General features: G+C 67.5%; 23 protein-coding genes. 2 read left to right on the top strand and 21 right to left on the bottom strand.

Features of this window, described 5'->3' with window-relative positions:
* Window positions 1–3: 3 nt before the first annotated feature.
* A complete protein-coding gene (locus tag GO606_RS10710; protein WP_169119716.1) occupies window positions 4–969 on the bottom strand; it encodes a complex I NDUFA9 subunit family protein in 966 nt (321 codons plus the stop codon).
* Between the two features lie 33 nt (window positions 970–1,002).
* On the bottom strand, window positions 1,003–2,937 hold the full coding sequence (locus GO606_RS10705; protein WP_169119717.1) for a lytic transglycosylase domain-containing protein: 1,935 nt from the start codon (window positions 2,935–2,937) through the stop codon (window positions 1,003–1,005).
* Window positions 2,938–2,977: 40 nt separating this feature from the next.
* Here GO606_RS10705 and GO606_RS10700 point away from each other — a divergent pair, with 40 nt between their 5' ends.
* On the top strand, window positions 2,978–3,589 hold the full coding sequence (locus GO606_RS10700) for a 5-formyltetrahydrofolate cyclo-ligase (RefSeq protein ID WP_246979482.1): 612 nt from the start codon (window positions 2,978–2,980) through the stop codon (window positions 3,587–3,589).
* Between the two features lie 9 nt (window positions 3,590–3,598).
* Here GO606_RS10700 and ilvA read toward each other — a convergent pair whose 3' ends face one another.
* The 18 genes from ilvA to GO606_RS10610 all read right to left on the bottom strand — a co-directional run bounded on the left by ilvA (window position 3,599) and on the right by GO606_RS10610 (window position 20,635).
* Window positions 3,599–5,119, bottom strand: a complete 1,521-nt coding sequence (gene ilvA / locus GO606_RS10695) for a threonine ammonia-lyase, biosynthetic (RefSeq protein WP_169119718.1) — start codon at window positions 5,117–5,119, stop codon at window positions 3,599–3,601.
* Between the two features lie 84 nt (window positions 5,120–5,203).
* On the bottom strand, window positions 5,204–6,145 hold the full coding sequence (hprK, locus tag GO606_RS10690) for an HPr(Ser) kinase/phosphatase (RefSeq protein WP_169119719.1): 942 nt from the start codon (window positions 6,143–6,145) through the stop codon (window positions 5,204–5,206).
* Window positions 6,114–6,599: a PTS IIA-like nitrogen regulatory protein PtsN gene (ptsN, locus tag GO606_RS10685; RefSeq protein WP_169119729.1), complete on the bottom strand. Its 486-nt coding sequence runs from the start codon at window positions 6,597–6,599 to the stop codon at window positions 6,114–6,116. The genes hprK and ptsN overlap by 32 nt, the downstream gene beginning before the upstream one ends.
* Before the next feature lie 131 nt (window positions 6,600–6,730).
* Window positions 6,731–7,054, bottom strand: a complete 324-nt coding sequence (gene hpf / locus GO606_RS10680) for a ribosome hibernation-promoting factor, HPF/YfiA family (RefSeq protein ID WP_169119720.1) — start codon at window positions 7,052–7,054, stop codon at window positions 6,731–6,733.
* Between the two features lie 14 nt (window positions 7,055–7,068).
* Window positions 7,069–8,502, bottom strand: a complete 1,434-nt coding sequence (locus GO606_RS10675) for an RNA polymerase factor sigma-54 (protein ID WP_169119721.1) — start codon at window positions 8,500–8,502, stop codon at window positions 7,069–7,071.
* Window positions 8,503–8,523: 21 nt separating this feature from the next.
* A complete protein-coding gene (gene lptB, locus GO606_RS10670; RefSeq protein ID WP_169119722.1) occupies window positions 8,524–9,246 on the bottom strand; it encodes an LPS export ABC transporter ATP-binding protein in 723 nt (240 codons plus the stop codon).
* Window positions 9,233–9,682 carry a recombination regulator RecX gene (gene recX, locus GO606_RS10665; protein ID WP_169119723.1) on the bottom strand — a complete coding sequence of 150 codons (450 nt, stop codon included), beginning with the start codon at window positions 9,680–9,682 and terminating at the stop codon, window positions 9,233–9,235. Before recX ends, lptB begins: the two co-directional genes overlap by 14 nt.
* A gap of 10 nt (window positions 9,683–9,692) precedes the next feature.
* Window positions 9,693–10,733, bottom strand: coding sequence for a recombinase RecA (gene recA / locus GO606_RS10660; RefSeq protein ID WP_169119724.1), 1,041 nt, complete (start codon window positions 10,731–10,733; stop codon window positions 9,693–9,695).
* A 62-nt stretch (window positions 10,734–10,795) separates the two neighbouring features.
* Window positions 10,796–11,296, bottom strand: a complete 501-nt coding sequence (locus GO606_RS10655; protein ID WP_169119725.1) for a nicotinamide-nucleotide amidohydrolase family protein — start codon at window positions 11,294–11,296, stop codon at window positions 10,796–10,798.
* 1 nt (window position 11,297) lies between these two features.
* On the bottom strand, window positions 11,298–11,777 hold the full coding sequence (locus GO606_RS10650) for a phosphatidylglycerophosphatase A family protein (RefSeq protein ID WP_169119730.1): 480 nt from the start codon (window positions 11,775–11,777) through the stop codon (window positions 11,298–11,300).
* A gap of 57 nt (window positions 11,778–11,834) precedes the next feature.
* Window positions 11,835–12,794, bottom strand: a complete 960-nt coding sequence (gene thiL / locus GO606_RS10645; protein ID WP_169119726.1) for a thiamine-phosphate kinase — start codon at window positions 12,792–12,794, stop codon at window positions 11,835–11,837.
* Window positions 12,795–12,924: 130 nt separating this feature from the next.
* On the bottom strand, window positions 12,925–13,974 hold the full coding sequence (locus GO606_RS10640) for a TAXI family TRAP transporter solute-binding subunit (protein ID WP_169119727.1): 1,050 nt from the start codon (window positions 13,972–13,974) through the stop codon (window positions 12,925–12,927).
* 169 nt (window positions 13,975–14,143) lie between these two features.
* Window positions 14,144–15,445, bottom strand: coding sequence for an IS1182 family transposase (locus GO606_RS10635; protein ID WP_169120921.1), 1,302 nt, complete (start codon window positions 15,443–15,445; stop codon window positions 14,144–14,146).
* An 87-nt stretch (window positions 15,446–15,532) separates the two neighbouring features.
* Window positions 15,533–16,201: a zinc ribbon domain-containing protein gene (locus GO606_RS10630; RefSeq protein WP_169118612.1), complete on the bottom strand. Its 669-nt coding sequence runs from the start codon at window positions 16,199–16,201 to the stop codon at window positions 15,533–15,535.
* An 88-nt stretch (window positions 16,202–16,289) separates the two neighbouring features.
* Window positions 16,290–17,336 carry a UDP-N-acetylmuramate dehydrogenase gene (murB, locus tag GO606_RS10625; protein WP_169118613.1) on the bottom strand — a complete coding sequence of 349 codons (1,047 nt, stop codon included), beginning with the start codon at window positions 17,334–17,336 and terminating at the stop codon, window positions 16,290–16,292.
* Window positions 17,326–17,808 carry a PACE efflux transporter gene (locus GO606_RS10620; protein ID WP_169118614.1) on the bottom strand — a complete coding sequence of 161 codons (483 nt, stop codon included), beginning with the start codon at window positions 17,806–17,808 and terminating at the stop codon, window positions 17,326–17,328. Before GO606_RS10620 ends, murB begins: the two co-directional genes overlap by 11 nt.
* 68 nt (window positions 17,809–17,876) lie before the next feature.
* Window positions 17,877–20,243 (bottom strand): DUF6600 domain-containing protein, encoded by a 2,367-nt coding sequence (locus GO606_RS10615; protein WP_169118615.1) that lies wholly within the window; start codon window positions 20,241–20,243, stop codon window positions 17,877–17,879.
* 65 nt (window positions 20,244–20,308) lie between these two features.
* Window positions 20,309–20,635 carry a hypothetical protein gene (locus GO606_RS10610; protein ID WP_169118616.1) on the bottom strand — a complete coding sequence of 109 codons (327 nt, stop codon included), beginning with the start codon at window positions 20,633–20,635 and terminating at the stop codon, window positions 20,309–20,311.
* Between GO606_RS10610 and GO606_RS10605 the strand changes: the two genes are divergently transcribed.
* Window positions 20,622–21,284 carry a PEP-CTERM sorting domain-containing protein gene (locus GO606_RS10605; protein ID WP_246979480.1) on the top strand — a complete coding sequence of 221 codons (663 nt, stop codon included), beginning with the start codon at window positions 20,622–20,624 and terminating at the stop codon, window positions 21,282–21,284. The genes GO606_RS10610 and GO606_RS10605 overlap by 14 nt on opposite strands.
* A gap of 69 nt (window positions 21,285–21,353) precedes the next feature.
* On the opposite strand, the gene GO606_RS10600 is transcribed toward GO606_RS10605, so the two are convergent.
* Window positions 21,354–24,434 carry a transglycosylase domain-containing protein gene (locus tag GO606_RS10600; RefSeq protein WP_169118618.1) on the bottom strand — a complete coding sequence of 1,027 codons (3,081 nt, stop codon included), beginning with the start codon at window positions 24,432–24,434 and terminating at the stop codon, window positions 21,354–21,356.
* Between the last annotated feature and the right edge of the window lie 16 nt (window positions 24,435–24,450).

The raw sequence follows: 24,450 nt of genomic DNA, 5'->3' as shown, positions 1-24,450 counted from the left end.
CCTTCAGCCGTGGGGCCGGCCGGAGTGGCTACGCATCGAATAGTAGCGGGCGCGTTGCGAGCTGTCGCCGATATATGCCGGCACGACGGCCTCCAGCGGCGTCGGGGTCATGCCGAACGGCAGGGGCGCGCCGCTCGCGACGTTGTCGACGCGCATCGAGCGCAGGTTGTCGCGGCTCATCAGCGGGTTCGGCAACCATTCCATCAGTGCCGCCTGCATCATCGCGAGCCCCTCGGGCAGCGGGATGATCGGACGTGGCGCACCGGCCAGGTCGCTGATGTATTCGACCAGCTCGCGCAGCGTATAGACGCGCGGCCCCGCGAGTTCGAACGTCTCGCCGGTGGCGGCCGGATCGCGCAGGCAGTGGCAGATAACCGCAGCGACGTCTTCGACGTACACGGGCTGGAATCGCGCGCGTGCGCCGCCCAGCGGCAAAACCGGAAATCGCCTCGCCAGCCTGGCGAAGAGGTTCGTGAAGTGGTCGCCGCGGCCGAACATCATCGCAGGACGCAGCACCGTCCAGGCCGGGGCGTCGCCGCCGGCGCGTACCGCCGCTTCGCCGGCGGCTTTCGAGCGCAGGTATTCCGACGGACCGTCGGGCGAGGCGCCGAGCGCGCTCACATGCACGAGATGGGGAACTTGCGCAGCGTGGCACGCGGCGACGATCTTTTGCGGCAATTCGACATGCGCGCGCGCGAAATCCCGGCCGTACGGGGAGCCTGACCGGGAATGCAGGATCCCGACGAGGTTGATGACCGCATCGGCGCCGGCGACCAGCCGCGCGAGCGTCGCCGGGTCATGCACATCCGCCTCGACGACCTCGACGGTCGGCAGCAGCAGCAGATGACGCGCGCGGCTCTCGTGGCGAGTCGGAACGACGACCTCGACGGCGGCTTCGGCAAGCCGGTTGGCCACGGCGCTGCCGACGAAGCCGGAGCCGCCGATGAGCACGACGCGTTCGATTTTCATGTTGAGGCTCCCGTGCAGGCAATGATGCGATGGTCACTGGTCCTCGGCGGGGCGGGGAGCGATCGTGCCGAGCCGCTGCTTCAGCGACTGGGGCCGGCCTTCGAGCATCGCCGCATAGATGACCGCGTTGGACATCACCTTCTTGACATAGTCGCGCGTCTCGTCGAAAGGAATCGTTTCGGCATAGATCGCGCCTTCGAGCGAACGCTGGTCGCGCCAGCGCCGGGCCCGGCTCGGCCCTGCATTGTAGCCGGCCGAGGCGAGCACCGGATGATTGTCGAGTCCGTCGAGGATCAGGCGCATGTAGCTTGTGCCCAGCAGGACGTTGGTGTTGGGGTCGGTGAGCATGCTGGCGTGGTAGCCGGGCAGGCCGATCTTGCCGGCGACCCATTTGCCGGTCGCGGGCATCACCTGCATCAGACCCTGCGCGCCGGAACTCGAGCGCGCCGGCGCGATGAAGCGGCTTTCCTGGCGCATCAGCCCGTATACCCAGCCGATGTCGAGCCCCCGCTCGCGCACCTGCGGCTCGATGAGCGGACGATACGGCGTGATGTAGCGCAGGTCGAAATTGGCGCGTGCATCGGTGCGTTCGGCAGTGTTGATGGCGCGGTCGAAGAGCTCGTGATTCAGCGCGAGGCGCGCGGCGGCGACGAGGAAACCTTCATCCTGGCCGCGCAGCGCCCAGTTCCATTCGCGCGCCGCTTCGGTGCGCAGGTCGAGCCGATACAGCGCGAGGGCGCGCTGCAGGCCGGGATCGGCTGCGGCCCGTGCAGTGTCGTTCGCCGTCACCGCCCCGTTGCCGGGGGGCGCGGAAAAAAGCTCGCCGCCTTCTTCCGCCGCGAGCAGGCCGTAAAAATGCGGTTCGCCGGCGATGCGCCGGTACAGCGCCGCAGCCTCGTCCGCGCGGCCGAGGGCAGCCCGTGCGCGGCCCAGCCAGTAGATCCACTCCGGGCGGGCCTGCTCGGTTGCCGGCAGCGCCTCGATCGAGGATTCCACCATGTGCCAGTCCTCGACGCGCAGCGCCGCGCGCACCCGCCACGCGCGCTGCTCGCTGCTCATCGCCACGTCGCCGGCCGCGCGGTACCACTCGGAGGCCTGCGGCAGGCGCGCGAGCGCGCCGTAATGGCCGAGGATCGCGTGGACGTAGGCCCGTTCTTCGTGATCGAGCCGGTCGCTGATGCGCTGGAAGCGGACTTGGGCGGCGCGCGGGTCGTCCTGGCGGGCGAGGTTGACCAGCGCCGTCAAGGCCAGCTCGCGGCCGGGCCGGGTCGCGGCGAAGTTCGCGGGCAGGCGGTCGAGGTACGCTTCGGGGGACTTCACCGCGTGGTCGAGACTGGCGAGCCTGGGCATTTCGCGCGCGGGCAGCCAGGCGAGCGTGCTGCGCGCCGCGGCGAAGCTGCGTGTCTCGATCTGCCGGCGGAATCGCCACCACAGCTCGTCCGCGCCGACCGCTCCGCCGGTCGCGAGCGCGCGCAGGACCGGCTCGCAGGCGCCGTGGCTGTCGGTCAATTCCATCCACTGTGCGCGAGTCTCGGCCAGCACTGCGGTGTCGCCGAGGTTGAGCCGGGCAGTGCGGTAATGGCAGCGCAGCTCGGCGTCCGGTTCGCGCAGGTCGGCGTAAAGGCGCAGGAATCCTGACCAGTCCTCGTCGCGCACCGTCCGGCGCAGCCAGTCGGCGCGCAGGCGTTCGGCAAGCAGGCTGTCGGGGTCCTGCAGCAGGAACTCGGTCAGCTCGATGATCGGCGCCGGGTCGGGGCGCGCGAGCTTGTTCGACAGCAACCAGTACCTGATGTACGGATCGAGCGGGTGCGACGCGCGTTGCGCATCGAGCTGCTCCAGCGCGCCCCGGTCGCCGGTGCGCAGCGCCTCCCGCGCCGCCAGGATCCGTTCATCCCCCGGGTCGCCGTGCACCACCGCGCTCAGGGTCGCCAACGCCAGGGCCACGCCCGCCCACAATCCCTTGATCATCCCTTACCATCCTGTTTTTGATTCGATTCACCTTAGCACAGTGACGACCCCCGTTTCCCCTGCCGACGACGACGCGGGCCGCATCCGACGGGTGCTGCGCGAGCGCGCGTGCGCCGAGCGCCTGGCGCTGCCGGACGAGCGCCGTGCGACGCTCACGGAGCAGCTCGAAGCGCATCTGGACAGCTTGCTCGCGCGGCTCGCCCCGCACGCGCTGGCGTTCTGCTGGCCATATCGCGCCGAACCCGACCTGCGGGCATGGATGTGCCGCTGGCTCGCCGGCGGACCCTCGCGCGTCGCGGCGCTGCCGGTGGTGCTGGCAAAGGCAACGCCGATGGTGTTCCGCAGGTGGACGCCGGGCATGGAAATGGTCTTCGACCGCCACGGCATTCCGCATCCGCCCGACGGCGAGGCGATCGTGCCGGACGCGGTGCTGGTGCCGTGCAACGCGTTCGACGCCGCCGGCTACCGGCTCGGCTACGGCGGCGGCTATTTCGATCGCACGCTGGCGCTGCTCGGCCCGGTCGTGGTCGCGGTCGGTGTCGGCTTCGAGCTGGGGCGTGCGCAAACAGTGTATCCCCAGCGTCATGACCGCCCGATGCAGTGGATCGTGACCGAAGCCGGGGCTTTCCCGGCGCGGCCGCCTGCCGCCTGACGCGAGGCTTCAGCCGAGGAACATGCGGTACGCGGGGTTCCCGGACTCGTCGGCGTATTCATAGCCGAGCCGGTCGAGGAACGCGCCGAAGGCCGTCTTGTCGCCGGGAGGCACCTGCATGCCGACCAGCACGCGGCCGAAATCCGAGCCGTGGTTGCGGTAGTGGAACAGGCTGATGTTCCAGTCCGAGTGCAGGTTGGTGAGGAAATTCATCAGCGCGCCGGGGCGCTCCGGGAATTCGAAGCGGTACACGAGCTCGTGATCGACGTGCGGCGCGCGGCCGCCGACCATGTAGCGGATGTGGCTCTTCGCCATTTCGTCGTCGCTGAGGTCGACGGCCGGCAGCTCGTGGCGCCCGAGCATCTCGATGAGGCGGGAAGCCTCGGCGCGGTTGTGCACCGACACGCCGACGAAGATGTGCGCCTGCTCCGGGTCGGCGTAGCGATAGTTGAACTCGGTGATGTGGCGGTCGCCGACCAGGCTGCAGAATTTGCGGAACGAGCCGGGGCGTTCCGGGATCGTCACCGCGAACACCGCTTCGCGTTGCTCGCCGACTTCGGCGCGTTCGGCGACGAAACGCAAGCGGTCGAAGTTCATGTTCGCGCCGGATGCCACCGCCACCAGGCACTTGCCGTGCAGGTTGTGGCGCTTCGCGTATTCCTTGGCGCCGGCGATCGCGAGCGCCCCGGACGGTTCGAGGATCGAGCGCGTGTCCTCGAAGACGTCTTTCAGCGCGGCGCAGATCGCGTCGTTGTCGACCAGGATCATCTCGTCCACATACTGCCGGCACAGGCGGAAAGTCTCCTCGCCGACCTGCTTGACCGCAGTGCCGTCGGCGAACAGGCCGACCTGGTCGAGCACGACCCGTTCGCCCGCGGCAAGCGAGCGTGTCATCGCGTCGGCGTCCACCGTCTCGACGCCGACGATCCGGATTTCGGGCCGCAGCCGCTTCACGTAAGCCGCAACGCCGGCGATCAGCCCGCCGCCGCCGACGGCGCAGAAGACCGCGTGGATCGGATCGGGGTGCGCGCGCAGGATCTCCATGCCGATCGTGCCCTGCCCGGCGATGACGTCCGGGTCGTCATAGGGATGGACGAAAGTGAGCTTGTCCGCCTTTTCCAGTTCCAGCGAGTGGGCGTAGGCGTCGGAGTAGGAATCGCCGGCGAGCACCACTTCGCCGCCCCGCGCCCTGACCGCGTCGACCTTGATCTGCGGGGTCGAGGTCGGCATCACGATCACGGCGCGCACGCCGAGCTTCTGCGCCGACAGCGCGACGCCTTGCGCGTGATTGCCGGCCGAGGCGCAGATCACTCCCCGCTTGAGTGCCTGCGGCGGCAGGTGCGCCATTTTGTTGTAGGCGCCGCGCAGCTTGAAGCTGAACACCGGCTGCATGTCCTCGCGCTTGAGGTAGATGCGGTTGTGGATGCGTGCGGACAGGTTCGGGGCGAGATCGAGCGGGGTTTCCTCCGCGACGTCATAGACGCGGGCGTTGAGGATTCTTTCCAGATAGTCCGGTATTGCGGCAGTCATCGACGGTCCCTGAGCGGGAGAAGCAAAGGCAACGAGCGTAGCAGCCGGTGCGGCACGGCGGCAAGCGGGATCAGTCCGGCAGGATCAGTCCCGGTCCGGCTCGCCTTCGAGCATGCGTTGCTGCCGGTCGATGAACTCCTGCGTCGAATCGATCCCGCGCAGTTGCAGGATCGTCGAGCGCACGGCCGCCTCGAGCAGCACCGCGATGTTGCGCCCGGCCGCAACCGGCAGGATCGCGCGGATGATCGGCACGCCCAGCACCTCCTGGGTTTCGCGGTGCATCGGCAGCCGGGAAGGATCGGTCTGGCCGGGCAGGCGCCGCTCGAGATGGACCACGAGGCGCAGGCGCATTTTCCGGCGGCACGCGGTCTCGCCGAAGATGGTGCGGATATTGAGGATGCCCAAACCGCGCACCTCGATGAAATCCTTCAGCATTTCGGGGCAGCGGCCTTCGAGCACGGTCGGCGCGATGCGCGAGAACTCGACGATGTCGTCGGCGACCAGGCCGTGCCCGCGCGAGATCAGCTCCAGCGCGAGTTCGGACTTCCCGGCGCCGGAATTGCCGGTGATGAACACGCCCAGTCCGAGCACGTCCATGAACACGCCGTGCAGCGAGGTCTTTTCGGCGAGCTCGCGCGACAGGTACAAACGGAGCTGATCGATGACGCTGGCGGCCGGATGAGGCGTGGTGAACAGCGCGATGTCGGCGTTCTCGCAGATCGTGCGCAGGATCGGGGGGATTTCACATTTGTCGGCAACGATGATCGCCGGCGGGCGTGCGTTGATGATCTCGGTGACATGATGGCCGACTTTTTCGCGCGACTGACGCTGCGCCCAGGCCAGCTCCGCGGCCCCGAGGACCTGCAGCCGGGCGGGGTGGATCAGGTTCAGGTGCCCGATCAGGTCTGCCGGCCAGATGCGGTCTTCGGTGACCGAGATCGTGCGGTCGAGCTGTCCGCTGACGTGCGTCAGCGCCAGCCTCTCGCGCTGGGCTTCATACAGCAGCGCGACGTTCGTCTGTCGCATGGGGCCCCCAGGAGGCGAACAGGGAATGGATCGTGGCGGCATCGGGCGCATTGAGCAGGCGCTCGCGGAAGTCGCGGTCGCTGAACATCTGCGCGAGTTCGGAGAGCAACTGCAGGTGGCGCTCGTTCGCCTGCTCCGGCACCAGCAGCACGAACAGCATATTGACTGGCCGCCCGTCCGGCGCATCGAACTGCACCGGCGTTGCGAGACGCAGAAACGCCCCCGCCGCATCCTTCAGGCCCTTGATGCGGCCGTGGGGAATCGCGATCCCCTGGCCGAGCCCGGTGGAACCGAGGCGTTCGCGTGAAAACAGGCTGTCGAATACCACGCTGCGGGCGATGCCGTGGTTGTTCTCGAACAGCAGGCCAGCCTGTTCAAAGACGCGCTTCTTGCTGCTCGCGTCGAGGTCGATGACCACGTTTGAAGGTGGCAGGAGTTCGGCAATGAGGCTCATGCTGCTCATGACGCGCGCGGCGCCCCAGGGGTGCCGCGCGCGCGGGAAAAGTCGTGGGGGGTGTCGCAGGCGTGGGACGGATGCCCACGAATTATAGACACACCCTGGAGCGGGAAGAGAGAGGGACTCGATCAGAGTTCCGTGCTTTGATGCTTCAGCGCGTCGTGGTTGTGGTCAAACGCTTTCTGCTTGTACTTCATGACCTGCCGGTCGAGCTTGTCGATCATCGCGTCGATCGCCGCATACAGGTCGACGTCGTCGCTTTCGACGTAGATGTCCTTGCCGCGCACGTGCAGGGTCACTTCCGCCTTCTGCTTGAGCTTCTCCACCGACAGAATCACGCCGACGCTCGTCACGTTGTCGAAATGGCGGATCACGCGGTCGAGCTTGTTCGAGACATATTCGCGGATCGCGGGGCTGACTTCGACGTGATGTCCGGTGATGTTGAGATTCATGATCATTCCTCTTTTCAGATCGTCTTGCGCAGGCTGACCGGCGGGATATTGAGTGATTCGCGGTATTTTGCAATGGTGCGCCGCGCCACCACGATACCCTGCTGGCCCAACAATTCGGCAATCTTTGCGTCGGACAAAGGTTTCTTTCTGTCTTCGGCCTCGACCAACTGGCGGATCAGCGCGCGAATCGCCGTTGAGGATGCCGCTCCACCGGTATCGGTGGCGACGTGACTGCCGAAAAAATACTTGAGTTCGAACACGCCCCGTGGGGTCGCCATGAATTTCTGTGTCGTGACCCGCGACACGGTGGATTCGTGCAGTTCCAGCTGGTCCGCGATTTCCCGCAGTGTCAGCGGGCGCATCGCGACCTCGCCATAATCGAAGAACTGCCGCTGCTGGTCAACGATCGCCTGGGAGACGCGCAGGATCGTGTCGAAACGCTGCTGCACGTTCTTGATCAGCCAGCGCGCTTCCTGCAACTGGCTCGTCAAGGCCCCGCCCGAACCGCGGTTCTGCTGCAGGATGCTGGCGTACAGCGAGTTGATGCGCAGTTTCGGCATCGCTTCGGGGTTCAGCGTGACGACCCAGCGCCCGCGCTGCTTGCGCACGACGACGTCGGGCATGATGTAGCGCGTTTCCTGCACCGAATGCTGCGAGCCCGGGTGCGGGTCGAGACTGCAGATCAGCAGGTGCGCGCAGCGCAGCGCATCGTCGTCGCAGCCGAGCAGGCGTTTGAGGCGGACGAAATTGCGTTCGGCGAGCAGTTCGAGGTGATGATCGACGATCTTCAGCGCGAGCTCGCGCGTCGGGCTCGGCCGCATCGCGCGCAGCTGCAGGCTGAGACATTCCTGCGGCGTGCGCGCCGCGACGCCTGCGGGGTCGAGGTTCTGCACATGGTGCAGCGCGATCGACAGATCGTCGAGGTCGTATTCGAGTTCCGGCGGCAGCAGCGGCAGCAGCTCTTCGAGCGACTGGTTCAGATAACCGTCGTCATCGAGCGCCTCGATGATGAAGCGCACCAGCGCGCGGTCGCGATCGGACAGCGGCGACAGGCTGACCTGCTGGTCGAGGTGATCGCGCAGGCTGGTCTCGGCGGCCTGGAACTCCTGGTAGTCGCTGTCGTCCTCGTCGTCGCGGTTCGACGAGCCGCTTCCGGCGCTCGACCATTCACCGGCTTCGTCGAGGTTCGCCGGTCCCGCTTCGGCGTGCTGTTCGTTCGCGGCGGGAGGATTTTCGCTCTCGCCGCCGGCTGCTGCCGCGGTGGCGGGCGGAGGGGCAAAATCGCTGCCGTCGCCGTCCTCGCGTTCGAGCATCGGGTTCTCGAGCAGGAAGCGTTCGAGTTCCTGGTTCAGTTCGAGCGTCGATAGCTGCAGCAGCTTGATCGACTGCTGCAGCTGCGGCGTCAGCGTGAGGTGCTGGGAGAGTTTGAGCTGGAGGGTCGGCTTCATCGTGAGGCGGCTCGATCTGGCTCAGAGGCGGAAATGTTCGCCGAGATAGACCTGGCGGACTTTTTCGTTGGCGACGATTTCGCCGGGCCGCCCGCTGGCGAGCACGCGGCCTTCGCTGATGATGTAGGCGCGATCGCAGATGCCGAGCGTCTCGCGCACGTTGTGGTCGGTGATCAGCACCCCGATGCCGCGGTCCTTGAGAAAACGGATGATCTTCTGGATGTCGAGCACCGCAATCGGGTCGACGCCGGCGAACGGCTCGTCGAGCAGGATCAGGCGCGGGTCGGTGGCGAGCGCGCGGGCGATTTCGCAACGCCGCCGCTCGCCGCCGGACAGCGAGATCGCGGTGTTGTCGCGCAGGTGCGCGATGCCGAGCTCGTCGAGCAGTTGTTCGAGTCGCGCGGTGATCTTTTCTTCGGTGAGCGCCTGCAGTTCGAGCACCGCGCGGATGTTCTCGGCGACGGTGAGCTTGCGGAAGACGCTCATTTCCTGCGGCAGGTAGGACAGCCCGAGACGCGCGCGAGCGTGGATCGGCAGGTGCGTGAGAAGCGCCTCGTCGAGCGTGATGTCGCCGCCGTCCGCCCGCACCAGCCCGACGATCATGTAGAAACAGGTGGTCTTGCCGGCGCCGTTCGGCCCGAGCAGTCCGACGACTTCGCCGCTGCCGACTTCGAAGCCGACGTCGTGGACGACCGTGCGCGCCTTGTAGCGCTTCTGCAGCCCGGCAACCTTAAGCAGACTCATCGGGCGTCTCGTTCAGTACCTTGCGGATCACGTCGCCGCCGAACCCCCGGCTCTGCAGGAAGCGCGCCTGCTTCGCCCATTCACGGGCATCGGCCGGGGCGATGCCGAACTTGCCCGTCCAGACCTGGCGGGCGCGGCCGAGCTCGTCGTCGCCGCCTTCGGCCGCCAGCGCCGCATCGACAGTGTCGCGCGCGACCCCGCGCTGCGCCAGGTCGTGGCGCAGGCGGGCGGTGCCGAAGCGGGCGGCCTTGCCGCGCACCCAGGCTTCGGCGAAGCGCCGGTCGGAGAGCAGTTCCAGTTCGTGCATGCGGTTCAGGACGTCGTCGATTTCCTCGGCGGTGCCGTAAGGCGCCAGCTTGCGGGCGAGTTCGGCGCGGGAATGGTCGCGCCGCGCCAGATGGCGCACCGCCCGTTCCCGCAAGCTGATTTCAGCCATCGTGCGCCGCTCAGGGCTCGACGGGGGCAACCCCGGCCGGTGCACCCTCGACTGCCATCGCGTTCAGGCCGACCAGCGCGCGGACCTTGTTTTCGATCTCGCGCGCGAGGGCCGGGTTCGCGCGCAGGAATTCGCGCGAATTGTCCTTGCCCTGGCCGATCTTCTCGCCCTTGTACGCATACCACGCGCCGGACTTGTCGACGATCTTGTGCTGCACGCCGAGGTCGATGATCTCGCCTTCGCGCGAAATGCCTTCGCCATAGAGGATGTCGAAATGCGCTTCCTTGAACGGCGGCGCGACCTTGTTCTTGACGACCTTGCAGCGCGTCTCCGAGCCGACCACTTCGTCGCCTTTCTTGATCGCGCCGGTGCGGCGGATGTCGAGCCGCACCGAGGCGTAGAACTTCAGCGCGTTGCCGCCGGTCGTGGTCTCCGGGCTGCCGAACATCACGCCGATCTTCATGCGGATCTGGTTGATGAAGATCACCAGCGTGTTGGTGCGTTTGATGTTGGCGGTGAGCTTCCTGAGCGCCTGGCTCATCAGGCGGGCCTGCAGGCCGGGCAGCTGGTCGCCCATCTCGCCTTCGATCTCGGCCTTCGGCGTCAGCGCCGCGACTGAGTCGATGACGACGATGTCGACGCCGCCCGAGCGCACCAGCATGTCGGCAATCTCGAGCGCCTGCTCGCCGGTGTCCGGCTGCGAGATCAGCAGGTCGGTAATGTTCACGCCAAGCTTTTCTGCGTAGCCGACGTCGAGCGCATGCTCGGCGTCGATGAAGGCCGCGGTGCCGCCGAGCTTCTGCATTTCGGCGATGACTTGCAGCGTCAGCGTCGTCTTGCCGGAGGATTCCGGGCCGTAGATCTCGACCACCCGGCCGCGCGGCAGGCCGCCCAGACCGAGCGCGATGTCGAGGCCGAGCGAGCCGGTCGACACCGTCTGGATGTCACGTTCGATGGTGCCGTCGCCCATCCGCATGATCGAGCCTTTGCCGAATTGCTTCTCGATCTGCGAGAGCGCGGCGGCGAGGGCCTTGGCCTTGTTGTCGTCCATGTCCTGTCCTTTCAAACTTTGCGAATTATGGCACAGAGATTGCTGGTACGCAGGGCGCTGCTTCAGCGGCCCACCGGTAAATCATATGTCATTATCCCGCGCAGTGCCCGGATCACCGCTTGGCGCCGCACCGCCTCGCGGTCGCCGGAAAAATGCCGCGTTTCGCTGCTGATCCCGGCCTCGCGCCGACCCCACGCGAAACACACCATGCCGACCGGCTTGGCCGCGGTGCCGCCGCCCGGGCCGGCGACGCCGGACACCGCCAGCGCGAGATCGGCGCGGCTGCGTGCAAGCGTACCGGCAACCATCTCGCGCACGGTTTCCTCGCTGACCGCGCCGAAGTCCGCCAGCGTCGCCGCCCTCACCCCGAGGAGATCCTGCTTGGCCTCGTTGGAGTACGTCACGAAGCCGCAGTCGAACCACGTCGAACTGCCGGCAGTTGCCGTGACCACTTCGGCGATCCAGCCGCCGGTGCACGATTCGGCACTTGCAAGGCGCATGCCCCGTGCACCGAGCCACGTGCCGGTTTCCGCCGACAGTGCAGCCAGTTCCCTGTCCATCATCTCATCCAAAAAAACGCACCAGCAGAGCCAGCGCGAGAATGGCGTAGCCGGCCGCGATCACGTCGTCGAGCATCACGCCCAAGCCACCCTTGATGCGACTGTCCACCCACCGGATTGGTTGCGGCTTGACGATATCGAAAAAGCGGAACAGCACGAACGCGAGGCTCTGCCAGAGCAGGCTCGCCGGGGTGAAGAATAGTACCAGCCAGAAAGCGACGATCTCGTCCCAGACGATCGCCCCGTGGTCGGGCACGCCGAGGGCCCGGCCGGTGCGGTCAGCGGCGATCAGGCCGGCGACGAAGAAACTCGCCAGCAGCGCGAGGAACACGAAGTCAGAGATCGGTGCCCGCAGCAGCGGGTACAGCAGCCAGGCGACGAGCGTGCCGGCAGTGCCGGGAGCGCGCGGCGCGAGCCCCGCGCCGAAGCCCAGGGAGATGAAATGGGCCGGATGGCTCAGGAGCAGGCGGTACGAGGGGGGCATCATCGTGGGCCCTTGTCGCGCAGGGGAAGGTGACAGCATCGGGAGCGTCAATGAAAATCAGGCGAAATGATCGTAGCTGCGGCACGCCGGCGGGCGTTCGCTGCCGTCGGCGTGCCGCAGCAGCAAGCGGCCGGTGTCGCCGGTGATTGTGCCGATGCGTGTGAACGGCAGATCCAGCCGCCGGGCGAGCGCGCCGAGGTGCTCGCGCTGCGCCGCGGCGGCGGTGAATAGCAGCTCGTAGTCGTCGCCGCCGCCGAGCACGCAGCGCTGCGCGAATTCGACGTCGGCGCCGACCGCGAGCAGCGCGCCGAGCGGCAGCGCGGCGAGGTCGAGGACCGCGCCGGTGCCGGAAGCCTCGAGGATGTGCGCGAGATCGCCGACCAGCCCGTCGGAGACGTCCAGCATCGCGTGGGCGACACCGTGCAGCGCGAGGCCGGCCGCGACGCGCGGTTGGGGGCGATGCAGCGCGTCGATGCATGGCGCGACGGCGTCGGCATCGAGGGCCGTCTCGCCGCGCAGGAAAGCGAGGCCGAGCGCACCGCGGCCGGGTTCGCCGGTGATCCAGATGTCGTCGCCCGGGCGGGCGCCGGCGCGCGTGATCGCCGTGCCTGTTGGCACTTCACCGATGATCGTCACACACAGGTTCAGCGGGCCGCGCGTCGTGTCGCCGCCCGCGAGGTCGACGCCGAAGCGCCCGGCGCACGCGAACAGGCCCCGCGCGAACGCCTCGATCCACGCTTCGTCGGCGGCTGGCAGGGCGAGCGCGAGCAGCGCCCAGCGCGGTTCGGCTCCCATCGCCGCGAGATCCGAGATGTTGACGGCCAGCGCTTTCCAGCCCAGCGCCTCGGGGTCCGCGTCGGCGAAGAAATGCGTGCCGGCGACCAGCATGTCGGTCGAGGTCGCGAGCTGCATGCCCGGCCGCGGCGTGAACAGCGCCGCGTCATCGCCGACGGCGAGCTCAGTGTGACGGGCGGGGCGGGTGAAGTGGCGGCGGATCAGGTCGAATTCGGAAGGCATCGCGGTACGGCGCAGGCAGGACAGGAGCGACTCATCGGTCGAAAAGCTTAACCCGGCCGCCCCTGGCTGCCTGAACTATTTTCCGCGGCTCCGGGATTTCCTCCGCGAGTTCTCCACCGCGGGCCGTCGCTCACTCGCACAGGCCCAGAATCTTTTCCTGCTGCGAGCACTGCCTCCGCTTCACGGCCTGCGACGCCGCCGTCATCGCCGGGCATGCGCGCAGGTGTCGCTCCATCGGCGGAAAGTAGGACCAGCCCTTGCCCAGCGCCGGCAGCGAAAGCTCGACTTCATTCCACTTCGGATGGCCTTCGGTGCGCAGCCGCGGGAAATTGTGGCACAGCGATTCGGCGAATTTGGTCAGGTAACGGATCGTCTCGGGGCGATTGTAATCGTAGGTCACGAGGAACGCCTTGACGGCGAGGCCGGGGACGTCCTCGGTCAGCACGTTGGGATAGTTCGCGGCGCGTACGGTCGCCGGGAAATACGTGCGCAGCGCGGCCCGGGCCGTGCTGTGGTTGGGATCGAGCTTGAGCAGCTTGATGAACTGCCGCGCCTCGGGTTTCATGTCGGTCAGGAGCTTCGCCGGCTGCCCGGCGACGACGACGACGACATCGAGCGTTTTTTCGGTCAACAGCTTGACGAGCGCGTCCTCGTTCGAAAGGTAGCTGGTGTTTTCCTCGGCGATCGGTTTGCCGAACATCAGCCGGTACAGCGTCGTCGCCGACAGCGCGGTGCCGCTGCCTACCGGGCCGACGTTGATTTTCGCGTCCTTTATTTCGTGGATGAATTCGGCCGGGGTGTCGGCCCGCGTGATGAAGTAGATCTCCTCGTTGTACAGCGGCATGATCACGCGCAGCGGATGCAGCATGCGGGCCGCGGCGACGTTGCCCTCCTGCGCCTGATCGAGGAACGCCTGATAGACGTCCGACTGCACCATCGCGAACTTCACGCCGGGCTCGTAGCGCAGGCGTCGCACGTTTTCGGCCGAGCCGGCCGACGGCAGCACCTCGAGCGCGATGTTCGCTTCCGGCGCGACGAACTTCGCGATGTCGCGGCCGATCTGGATGTAGGTGCCGCGCTCCGAGGCGGTCACGATCTTGAACTCCGCCGCCGCCGATGCTGCCGGAGGCTGGAGGGCCAGGAAGGTGCATGCCACGATGCCGATCGCCGATACCCGCATTTTGGTTCCCCTTTTTGCCTGAATGCTCAGAGTTTGTGAATCTTTCGTTCGCAGGACCGATTAGACGCGCGAGCGGGGTTAACGCCGTTTTGCTGGGCGCGATAGGGTTTTTGCACCGTTTGTGCTGCTATCGACGGTTCATTTGACGTTTTTCCCCATTTTTCGCCCCTTAAACCCCGATTCCGGGAACGGCAGACGCACCTATCCCTACCCCGAGCAATTCCGGTGCGAGGCTGACCATGCGCATCAGGTTGTGCGCCAAAGCAAAGATCAGCATCACACACTTGACCTTCGCCAGACCCCGCACCCGGAACTGCTGCAGGCCGCGGTTGCGGCTGTGCGCATTGACGCATTCGGCCGTTGCCGCTCGCCGCTTGTAAATGACCTTCGCCTCGTCCGTGCCCATCCGTTGCCGCCAGGCCGCCACCGCTTCGCTGTCGCCGGCCTTCGCCTGGTGAGGATCGACCGCCTTGTTCTTGGGTTGCGGCACCGGCCCATAGACGACGGTGCTTTGGCTCGCCTGCTCGATCTGCTCGTGTCCGACGTAGCCGCCATCGACCAGCCAGGCTTCGGGCAGCCGACCGCAGCGCGCGGTGACCTGCTCGATCATCGGCACCATCTGCCCTTGGTCGCTGCCGACGGTGGCCACCTCGACCCCCACGATCACCAGCGAGTCGGCGTCGCTCGCCAGTTGCGGGTTGTACGCCGGCCGAAAGCCGCCGTCGCCCATCTTCATCACCGTCGCTTCGGCATCGGTCATCGACGCGCGCGCCTGGTCGGGGTTTTTGCCTTGCCGCTGCTTGATCGCTTCGATCTCGGGCAGCCGCGCCAGCGCCTTCTCAAGACGCGCTTCACGCTCTTTCGCCGCCCGTAGCCGGGCCGCTTCCCGCGCCCGTTCGGCCTCTCCCGGGTCCGCCTCCACCTCGGCTTTGAGCCGCGCGACTTCGGCACGCGCCGCCTCCAGGTAGCCTTCGAGCTTCTCCTTGCGGCGAAACGAGCCCGCCCCGGCGCTGGCGCGCACACGCATCCCGTCCTGCGCCACCTGTTTGAGCTTGACTACCCCGGCCGCCATCAGGCTGGCGATGCTCACACTCAACAACTCGTCCAGCCCTTCGCCCTGATCCTTGCGAAAGTCCGAAAGGGTGTGGTGATTGACCTGAACCCCGCCGCACAACCAGCGGTAGGCGTCATGCGATTCGATCAGCCGTGACACCGCCCGCGCGCTGCCCACCCCGTCGAGCGTGGCGTACAACCACAGCGCCAGCAAAATCTCCGGCGCGATTGCCGAGCGGCCCACCCCGCCATCGACCGCACGAATCCCGGCGTAGAACCGTGACAGGTCTTGCCGCTCGACGTACGCCCACACCAGGCGCGCCCGATGCCCCTCCGGCAGCAGTGACTCCAGGTCACTCGCCCGAAACTCCATCTGCCCCCGGTTGGGCAGCAGCACCCGTGCTCGCGTCTTCGTCATCGGCGCAAATCCAGACCTCGTAGCAAGACCTAATTATACCAAAGGCATATAACTGGCCGGGGATTTTTCACAGCCTCTCAGTTGCACTCAGTTGCATAGTCCGAGTGCGGCGACTGCAGGAGTGCAGGGATAGGGCGGCGCTCGGGCGTTGTCGGCGGGTGCCGAAGGTTCTGTCCTGGCCGCGGGCGGCGCCGGCTCTGCCGCGAGCGCTTCCTCGTTCGTCGCTGATCCCGGCGCGAGCGGGGGAGGCGCGATCGACACCGCGCCGGCGTCGGCCGGCGCGGAAGAGGGCGGGACGGCCCGGAGCGTGGCGTCGACCGGGGCGGTGGAAGGCAAGGCGGCGTCCGGTGCCACGCTCGTCGACTCGCCGCCGGTCGAGTAGATGCGGTAAAGAATCGCGGCGCCGATGACGAAAATGACCACCGCCAGCGCTCTCGTCCAGGGGCTGGACAGGCGTTCGCCGGGATCGTCGGCCGGCTTCATGCTGCGCGACGCTTGCGGCCGGGCAGGTTGGTGCGGGAAACCCGGGTTCATCGCGGTATCGGCGGTTTCGTCGCCGGTCGCCCCGGGCCGCATGCTCGCCTCGTCGCCGGTCGCGAATGAAGCCCCGCACTTGTAGCAGGCGGTCGCCGAAGCGTGATCGATGGCGCCGCAATGCTTGCACAACTGCAGGTTCAGCAGGGAACCGCAGGCATTGCAGAACTTCGCGGTCGCCGGGTTCTCGTGGCTACAGAATGAGCATTGGAGCGTATCCATAGGGCGCAGAGTATGGAAGAGACTCGGTTACATTCAAGAGCCCATTACATTCGGATACTCAATCCCGGCTTGCCGGGAACGCCGTGTTTCAGACGAAGACGGGCTCGGGTTCGAGATCCACGCCGAAGCGCCGCGAAACGTCGTCCTGGATCGCCTGCGCAATGCGCCGGACGTCCGCGCCGGTCGCCCCGCCGCGGTTGACGAGCACCAGTGCCTGCCTTTCATACACGCCGACCGGGCCCAGGTCGCGCCCCTTCCAGCCGCAGCGGTCGATCAGCCAGCCGGCGGCGAGCTTCACGCTGCCGTCGGGCTGCAGGTAGTGCGGCAGCCCGGGGTGGCGGGCGACGAGACGTTCGAGCGTCGCCGCGTCGACGACCGGGTTCTTGAAGAAGCTGCCGGCATTGCCGAGCGCTGCCGGGTCGGGCAGCTTGCGCCGGCGGATCGCGATCACGGCGTCGGAAATGTCGAGCGGACGCGGCGCGACGCTCCCGCGCGCGGCGAGTTCGTCCGCGACGTCCGCGTAGCGGGTGACCGGCAGCCAGCGCTTGGGCAGGCGGAAAGTGACCGACGTGACGAGCGCGCGGCCCGCCAGGTCGTGCTTGAAAATGCTGTCGCGATAACCGAAGCGGCAGTCGGCGGCATTCAGCCGGAAGCTCGCGCCGGTTTCGAGCGACACGGCGGCGAGCGACGCGAAGCGTTCGGCGATTTCGAGCCCGTACGCGCCGATGTTCTGGATCGGGGCCGCGCCGACGGTGCCGGGAATGAGCGACAGGTTCTCCAGCCCCGGCCAGCCTTGCGCGAGCGTCCAGCGCACGAAGTCGTGCCAGTTTTCTCCGGCGCCGGCCTCGACGTACCACGCGTCGTCGTCGTCGCCGACGAGCCGGCGTCCGCCGATCGCGACTTTCAGTACGAGCCCGTGGAAATCGCCGCTCAATACCAGGTTGCTGCCGCCGCCGAGCACGAGCCGCGGCGCCTCTGCCCAGTCGGGTTGCGCGAGCAGCGCGGCGAGTTGCGCCGGATGCTCGATGAGCGCGAGGCGCTCGGCGCGCGCCGGGAGCCCGAAAGTGTTGAGAGCCTGCAGGTCGGCGTGGGTTTCGAGCGCCGGCAGCGGCACAGCGCCGCGGTTACCGGGCACTGGAAAGCGATCCGCAGCGCTGCGGTTCGATCGGGAACGCGCGGTCGTACCCGAGGTTGAACGCGAAGGCGTACAGCACGTAGGCGGTCGCGAGCCCGAGGTCCGCGACCAGCGCCTCGATCCAGCCCATGCCAGTCCAGGCCGTGATGATCGGCAGGCTCATCAGCAGCAGTCCGCCTTCGAAGCCGATCGCATGCGCGATGCGCAGCGGGAGCGGCCGGCGATCGGCCGTCCGTCCGGCGAGCTTCGCCTCGATGCCGTCAAAGCAGGTGTTGTACGCGGCATTCCACGCCGCCGCGAGCAGCGCGATCAGCGCCAGCAGGCCGATCGAATCGGACAGCGGCACGCCGCTCGCCCAGGCGAAAGGCGGAGTGACCAGCGCCAGCCCGCCCAACTCGAACAGCACGACTTGGCGGATCCGGTCGCGGACGGAGCGCAGCGGAGGTCGGAGTCCGGCGGGGTGAGGTGACATGGGCGACGACATTCGTGGAGCCGGCAAAGATAGAGCCTTGCCGCAGCGAGCGCAACGGGGCAGGTCCATCAATTGCCGGGCCTGCCCTCGTCGCCCGGGTGTCGCCGCTCGCCGCGCGGCGCGTCGCCTTCATTCCCCGTCGCCCGTCGTTCCATCTGCCTGCGCTGCTCGCTCTGCTGCCGCTCCTGCATCTCGCGCTGTCGTTCCAGTTGCCGCTGCTGTCGCTGCAACGGGTCCTGTTGCTGGCGCAGCTGGCGCTCGCGCTCTTGTGACTGGCGCTGCCGCAGTTCCTCCTGCCGCTCCATGGCCTGGCTGCGCTGCTGTTCCTGGTTCCGTTGCTGCTGCATCCGCTGCTGGCGTTGCTGTTCCAGTTCCCGTTGCTGCTGTTGCTGCTGTTGCATGCGCTCCTGCTGCTGCTGGAGCTCCTGCGATTGGCGCTGTCGGAGTTCCTCCTGCCGCGTCATGGCCTGACGACGCTGCTGTTCCTGTTGCTGTTGTATCCCCTGTTGGCGCTGCTGATCCAGTTCCCGTTGCTGCCGTTGCATCCGCTCCTGCTCCTGCTGCTGCCGCTGGAGCTGTTCCTGCTGCTCGCGCTGCTGCGACTGGCGCTGCCGGAGTTCCGCCTGGCGCTCCATTGTCTGACGGCGCTGCTGTTCCTGCTGCTCCAGCGCGCGCTGGTGCTGCGACTGTTCGCGCGCGCGTTCCTGTTGCTGCTGTTCCTCGTCCCGTTGCTGCTGCATCCGCTGCTGGCGCTGCTGTTCCTGTTCCTGCTGGCGCTGTTGCAGCTCCCGTGCGTTCTGCTGTGGCGCGCGTTGCGGCATGGCCGGGATCGGGTCACGGGGCCGTGCTTCCGGGGCGGAAGGGAGCCGACGCTCGCGTTCCCGTTCCCGTTCGCGCTCGACCCGCTGCCCGTCGTCCGTTCCGGCGGGTTCCTGTTCCCTGCCGTCGATGCGGCGCCCGGGGGGCGCTTCGCGGCCGCGTCCGTCGTCGGGCATGTCGCGCAATCGCCGTTCTTCCGGGCCCCACGCGCGCTCCCGCTGCCGGCGCTCTTCGACCGCTTCGCGCAGGCGGGCGCTGCGCCGCGCCTGCTCGTCGCGCAGCCGCTCCTCGTCCCGCGGCCGCGTCGCGCGTTCGACCCGATCATGCTCGACGACAAGACGCGGGTCGAGCGGCGGGACGGGAGTTGCCGCGCGCGGTGGGCGCCCTTTGCGCTCGTCGTCGCGCAGCGCATGACGAAAGACCGGGCGGGAATGCCTGACGACTTCGCCGGGCACGAGCGTCACCGCTTCGCGCCGGTCGCGATGCACATAGTGGGCGTGCCGCGGTTCCCGCGTCGCCCGATCGATATGGACGACGTTGGTGACATGGGTGATGTTGATCCGGCGCACGTAGGTCGTGCTGTGGCGGTAGCTCGGAACGTAGACTTCGCGCGGCCCGAGGGGGAACCAGCCGATATGCGGCAGCGAGCCGGATGAGAGGCTGATGCTCACGCCCGGCAGGCCCATCCACACGACGAGCGCAGGCGCGTACACGGGCCGCGGAACGTAGGCGCCCGGCACCCAGCCCCATGTTCCGCCGATCATCACCCAGCGACCGTAATGGAACGGGGCGAAGCCCCACGGCGCCTCGTCGACCCAGGTCCAGCCCCACGGCTGGACCAGCACCCAGCGCCCCGAACGATAAGGGGCCCAACCGGACGGCACGCTGCGCGGGTACCACACCGGTCCGTAATCGTCGACTGTTCGCCAGTCGCCGTATTCATACAGGTCCTCGGCGCCGGTCATCTCGGGCGACACGTGGCGCGGCTCGCCGAGCCGGTCGTCGCGCTCGTCGCGGGCCAGTGTCCAGTCGGAGAAATCGTCCCGCTCCGGGTCGCTCCAGCGCACTTCGGTGCGGTCGGAAAACAGCACGCGCGCGCGCCGCCCTTCGGTCACGACGACGTCGCTGTCCTCCGAGCGGAAATCGAGCTCGCCGCCGCGGTAGTTCGTCAGGACTGTCGCGGCGTCCTCGTAATCGACGCGGTATTGACCCGGCTTGTCGGCGACGACGAGGCCGTCGCGGGTCTCGATCTCGACCGCCGACGCCGCTTCGCGGCTGCGAATCCGGATCGCGACGCTGCCGCGTTCGAGCTCGATGCGGATACGCTCGTCATCAAGCTGGCGAATGTCGATGGACGTCGAGCCGTCGAGGCGCAGCACGCTCGACCCGATGCGGACTTCGGCGCGGCTGCCCGCTTCAGTGCTGAGCGCATCGCCCGAAGTCAGCGGCCAGTTCACGCTGGCGCTTTCCCACCGCCGGCTGTCGGCCGGGCGCAGTGAGACTTCGCCGTCGATCAGCGCCAGGCGCCCGACCCGGCCGGGCGGGTCGGCCCACGCGCTACCCGCCAGAAGCAGGACCAGCGGCAGCGCGAAGAGGAAGCGAAGAGCGCGGAACATCTGGTTGTGTCTCCCGGAAAACCCCTGGAAGGGGGTGAGTGGCAGGTCGGTCGACGAGGCCGCGATCACTGCCGACGGGCGTGACGTGCCGGGCCTCGTACCGGATTCAACGTATGGGCGGGGCGGGCGATGACGATGCGCAGAATTGTTTGCAATTCAGTGGAAGGATCGCCGGCCGGGCGTGATTCACGAATACGCGAAACCATGGTTACGATTTGTCGAAAATATTTACACTTTTCTTTCCGGCGCTTAGAGGCTGAATTGTAAATATTTGTCAAGAAAGGCAAACCAGATTCAGGTGCGGAAAGTGCTTTGGAAATCCGGCAGGGAGGCCTGCATATATTCCATCCGAAAAATGCAAGGAAAATAACAATGACAATGCGAACGTACATCAGGATTTCCGGAATCGCCCTGGCGGCGATCGTGCCTTCCGTGGCCAATGCGCTGGTGCTGACCGACCTGGAAAGCCTCGGCAGCTACGCCGGCCTGGCCACCGTCACGATCAGCCGCAGCGGGCCCACCGCACCGGCGACCCACCCGGGCACGGCCGGCGCCACGAGCGGGAATACGACCTTTGCGATGGGCTGGACGGGAGGCGGCGCTGCTCACGCCTATCCGCTCGCGGCGGTCTCCGGGGGGCCATTCTTTGCAGTCGATTTCGGGGCGATGCTCGCAACGAGCGCGCCGTCGAGTTTCGGAGTGCACATCTTCAACCTCGGGCTCGACCCGGTCGACGTGGATCCCGGCGACCTGGACCTCACCGGGCCGTCGATCGGCGACGTCGCGAACGCCCTTGCGCTCGCGGAGGATGCCGAGGATCGCGCGAGTTGGGTGGACAGCGTGACGCGGGGAATCTTCCGGGCGACCTATCACCTGTTCCTGTTCGAGGCTTCCGCCGCGGACGCCCTGCCGGAGGATCCCTCGCAAGTGGAGCCGAACGCGGTACCGGAGCCGGGTGTGCTGGCGCTGCTCGGAATCGGCCTCGCCGGCCTGGCGGCGGGCCTCCGCACAAGAAGAGCCCGACCGGGGCCGGCCGCCTGAAACACCTTCACGCGGCGTTCCCCGGATGAGCCGGGCTGGAACATCCGGGGCGGCTGCGACGCGTCCGATTCATGGCGCCGGCGAGGTGGGCGGCGCGCCGCTCTGCATCGTCTCCACGGGGCGCGCTCCGTGCAGGTACGGCAGCAGGATCGGCGCCATCGACTTCAGGATCTGCACTGGCAGCCCCGACGTGAAGCGGTACGCCGCAGCGTCGGGACCCATGACATAGGCGGTCAGCGTGCCGAAATGCCGCGGGCCGAGATGGAAGACGAAGGTCGCGGTGCGGTTCAGCGCGATCCCGCCGCGCCCGCGGGAGGTAACGATGCGGTTGTCGCCGGTGCCGGTCTTGCCGCCGACCGCGAGCAGCGTGCCGTCCGGCAGCGCGAACGCGCCTGCCAGCCGCCGCGCCGTGCCGCCTTCGACGACTTCCGACAGCGCGCTGCGCAGCGCCGCCGCGACCTCCGGCGCCATCACGCGTTCGCCTTCGGCGGGGCGCAGCACGAGGACCGTTTCATACGGAGTTCCGGCGGCGAAGTGCAGCCGCTCGACGCGCGCGGTGCGCTGGCGAACGCCGTCATTGACGATGATCCCCATCAGCTCGGCGAGCGCCGCCGGACGGTCGCCGGCGCTGCCCAGGGCGGTCGCCAGCGACGGCACGAGGTGATTGAACGGGTAGCCGAGGAGCGCCCAGCGGCGGTGGATCTCGAGGAAGGCCTCGACTTCGAGGATCGTGTAGATCCGCTGGTCCTGTGCGCTTTTCGCCCGGGTACGGAACAGCCAGCGGTACACGGCCTGGCGTTCTTCGCTGCTCGCTTCGACGGCGTCGCTGAAGCCCGCTTCGGGATGCGCCATCAGGTAGCTGGCGAGCCACAATTCGAGCGGGTGCACGCGGGCGATGTAGCCCTGGTCGGGCAGGTCGAAGGTGCCCGGGGCGTAACGCCTGTAAAGGCTTGCGAGGCGTGCGTCGCCGAGCTCGGAATTGGGCAGGCGACCGCGCATGAACGCGGCGAAGCGCTTGGCATCCGCGTCGGGGTTCAGATAGCGGAACGCCGCGGCGAGGCGGTCGGCGGTGGGGCGCAGCCCATCGAGCAGCATCGCCTGGATCTCGTCCGCGTCCTGGCCCTGGTATTTGCGCCAGAAGCGGCGCAGGAATACCTGGCCCTCGCGGTCGGCGAAGCGCGACAGATATTCGCCGCGGCGCGGGTCGCTGTCGTCTTCGAGCAGCTTGGCGGTGCTGCCGGGCACCTGGTACATCGTGTGACGAACGATGTCGCGCATCAGGCGCACGAAGGGCAGGTTGATCGATGCCTGCAGCGCCTCGCGAACCGTCACCGTGCGGCCGTTGTCCTCGCGGCGGAAGTTGTTGAAGGTGTGCAGCCCGCCGCCGGTGAAAAACGATTCGCCGGGGCTGGCCGAATAGCGGCGCTCGAGAGCCGCCTGCAGCATCGTCGGCAGGTCGCGGTTCCCGGCCTCGATCAGATAGTCGAGCGCCCAGCGCGTGAGCGTGTCGTGCCGGTCGACCGTCGTCTCGCGCAATACCTGCACCGGCTGGTTGGCGTAGCGCTGGTGCAGTTCGGCAACGAGCTCGAGATAGGTCGCGAGCACGCGCAGCTTGGCCGTCGAGCCGAGTTCGAGCTTGCTGCCCTCGTTGATGTCGAGCGGCTGGTCGGTGGTGTCCGTCTGCACTCGCACGCGGTTGCCGTCCGGGGTGCGCTCGAACAGCGTGAAGCTGTAGTTCACCGTCGGCACCTGGCCGGGCGTGAGCAGGCGCTCGCCGATCAGGCCCGTCTGGCGCGCGAAGTCGACGTCGCGCAGCAGCTCGAGGTAGTCGCTGACTTCTTGCTGGAGCTTCTGGTCGAGGGTGGCAGAAGCCTTGAGGTCGATCCGGTCGAGGTCGTAGAGTGATACGTCGAGCATCCCGGCAAGGCGCGTACGGATCAGGGTCGCGCCCTTGTCCGCCTCGACCGGGGCGCGCGCCCGGGCGCGGTGCGGATCGCGGAACGCGAGCCGGGCGGCGAGCGCGGCGTCGCGCAGCCCGGGGCCGATGACGCGCGCCTCGGCGAGGATGCGCAGGTGGGCGTCGGTGAGTCGCGCGAGGTCGTCGCGGCCGAGCCCGAGGTAGTGTGACGGGCGGCGGTGGGCGATCATCAGCGCGAGCACCTGGCGCAGCGCGAGCCCTTGTTCCTCGAGGACCGCGCCTTCGGCCTCGGCCGCGGCGAGAAGCCGGTTGGTGTGCGCGAAGTCGGCGCCGAACCAGACCCACAGCCCGTCGCCGAGCCCGTGGACTTCGCCGTACAGCGGCGCGGCGGACAGCGGCACGGTGTTCAGGTAGTGGAGCACGAGGTCGCGCCGCACGGGGAGGGTTTCGCACCCTTCACGGTAGGCACGCACCGTCGCCGATACCATCTGGCGCAGCTTTTCCTGCGGTGAATGCGTGATGCCGTCGGGCGAGTGACGGTATTTTTCGATCTGCGTCGCAAGCGTGCTGCCGCCCGGAGTGTTCAGGTCTTCATCGATGATTTTCATGAGCTGCGCCATGGCGGCGCGGCCAAAGCGCACCCAGTCTATGGCCGGGTTCAGGTAGGGACGTGTCGGGTCGAGCAGATTGCGGTTCTCGATGAAAAGCAGGCTTTGCACGACGCGGACGGGTATCTGCTCAAACGCGGGATAGCTGCGCACGGGGTATGACGAACGGTATACGGATCCGCCGTGCGCGCCTTCGATCTCGAGGCCGGCGCGGGTTTTCTCGCGATACGGCGGGAAATAGCCGCGTTCGGTGAAATCCACCAGCTCCGGCGAGAACCGCGCCTGGCTCACGATCGTCATGTCGCGCGCCTGCAGCCGCTCGATGAACCGGGGCAGCTTCGCGTAGCCGAGGCGAAGGTCGAACGGGCCGTGCGCGGGAAAGCGGACCGAGTCGCTGGGCCCGGCTTCGACGTGGTACCGGAGGTTCTCGGCGTAGTGCGAGATTTCGCGCGCCTGGAACCAGGAACTGCGCACTTCGAAGACCAGGAAGGCCGCTGACGCGATCAGCGCGAGGAGCAGGAGGACGAGAAACAGGCGCGCAGCGATTTTCAGCCACGGGCGCCGGAGCGCTTTCTTCGGGATCGTTTCGGACACGTTTCCGCCCGATTGTTGTAATGCGCGCATTATCGGGCACTTCTAT

This window comes from Aromatoleum anaerobium (assembly GCF_012910705.2).
Taxonomy (GTDB): domain Bacteria; phylum Pseudomonadota; class Gammaproteobacteria; order Burkholderiales; family Rhodocyclaceae; genus Aromatoleum; species Aromatoleum anaerobium.
This window is presented reverse-complemented; position numbering and strand designations above follow the sequence as displayed.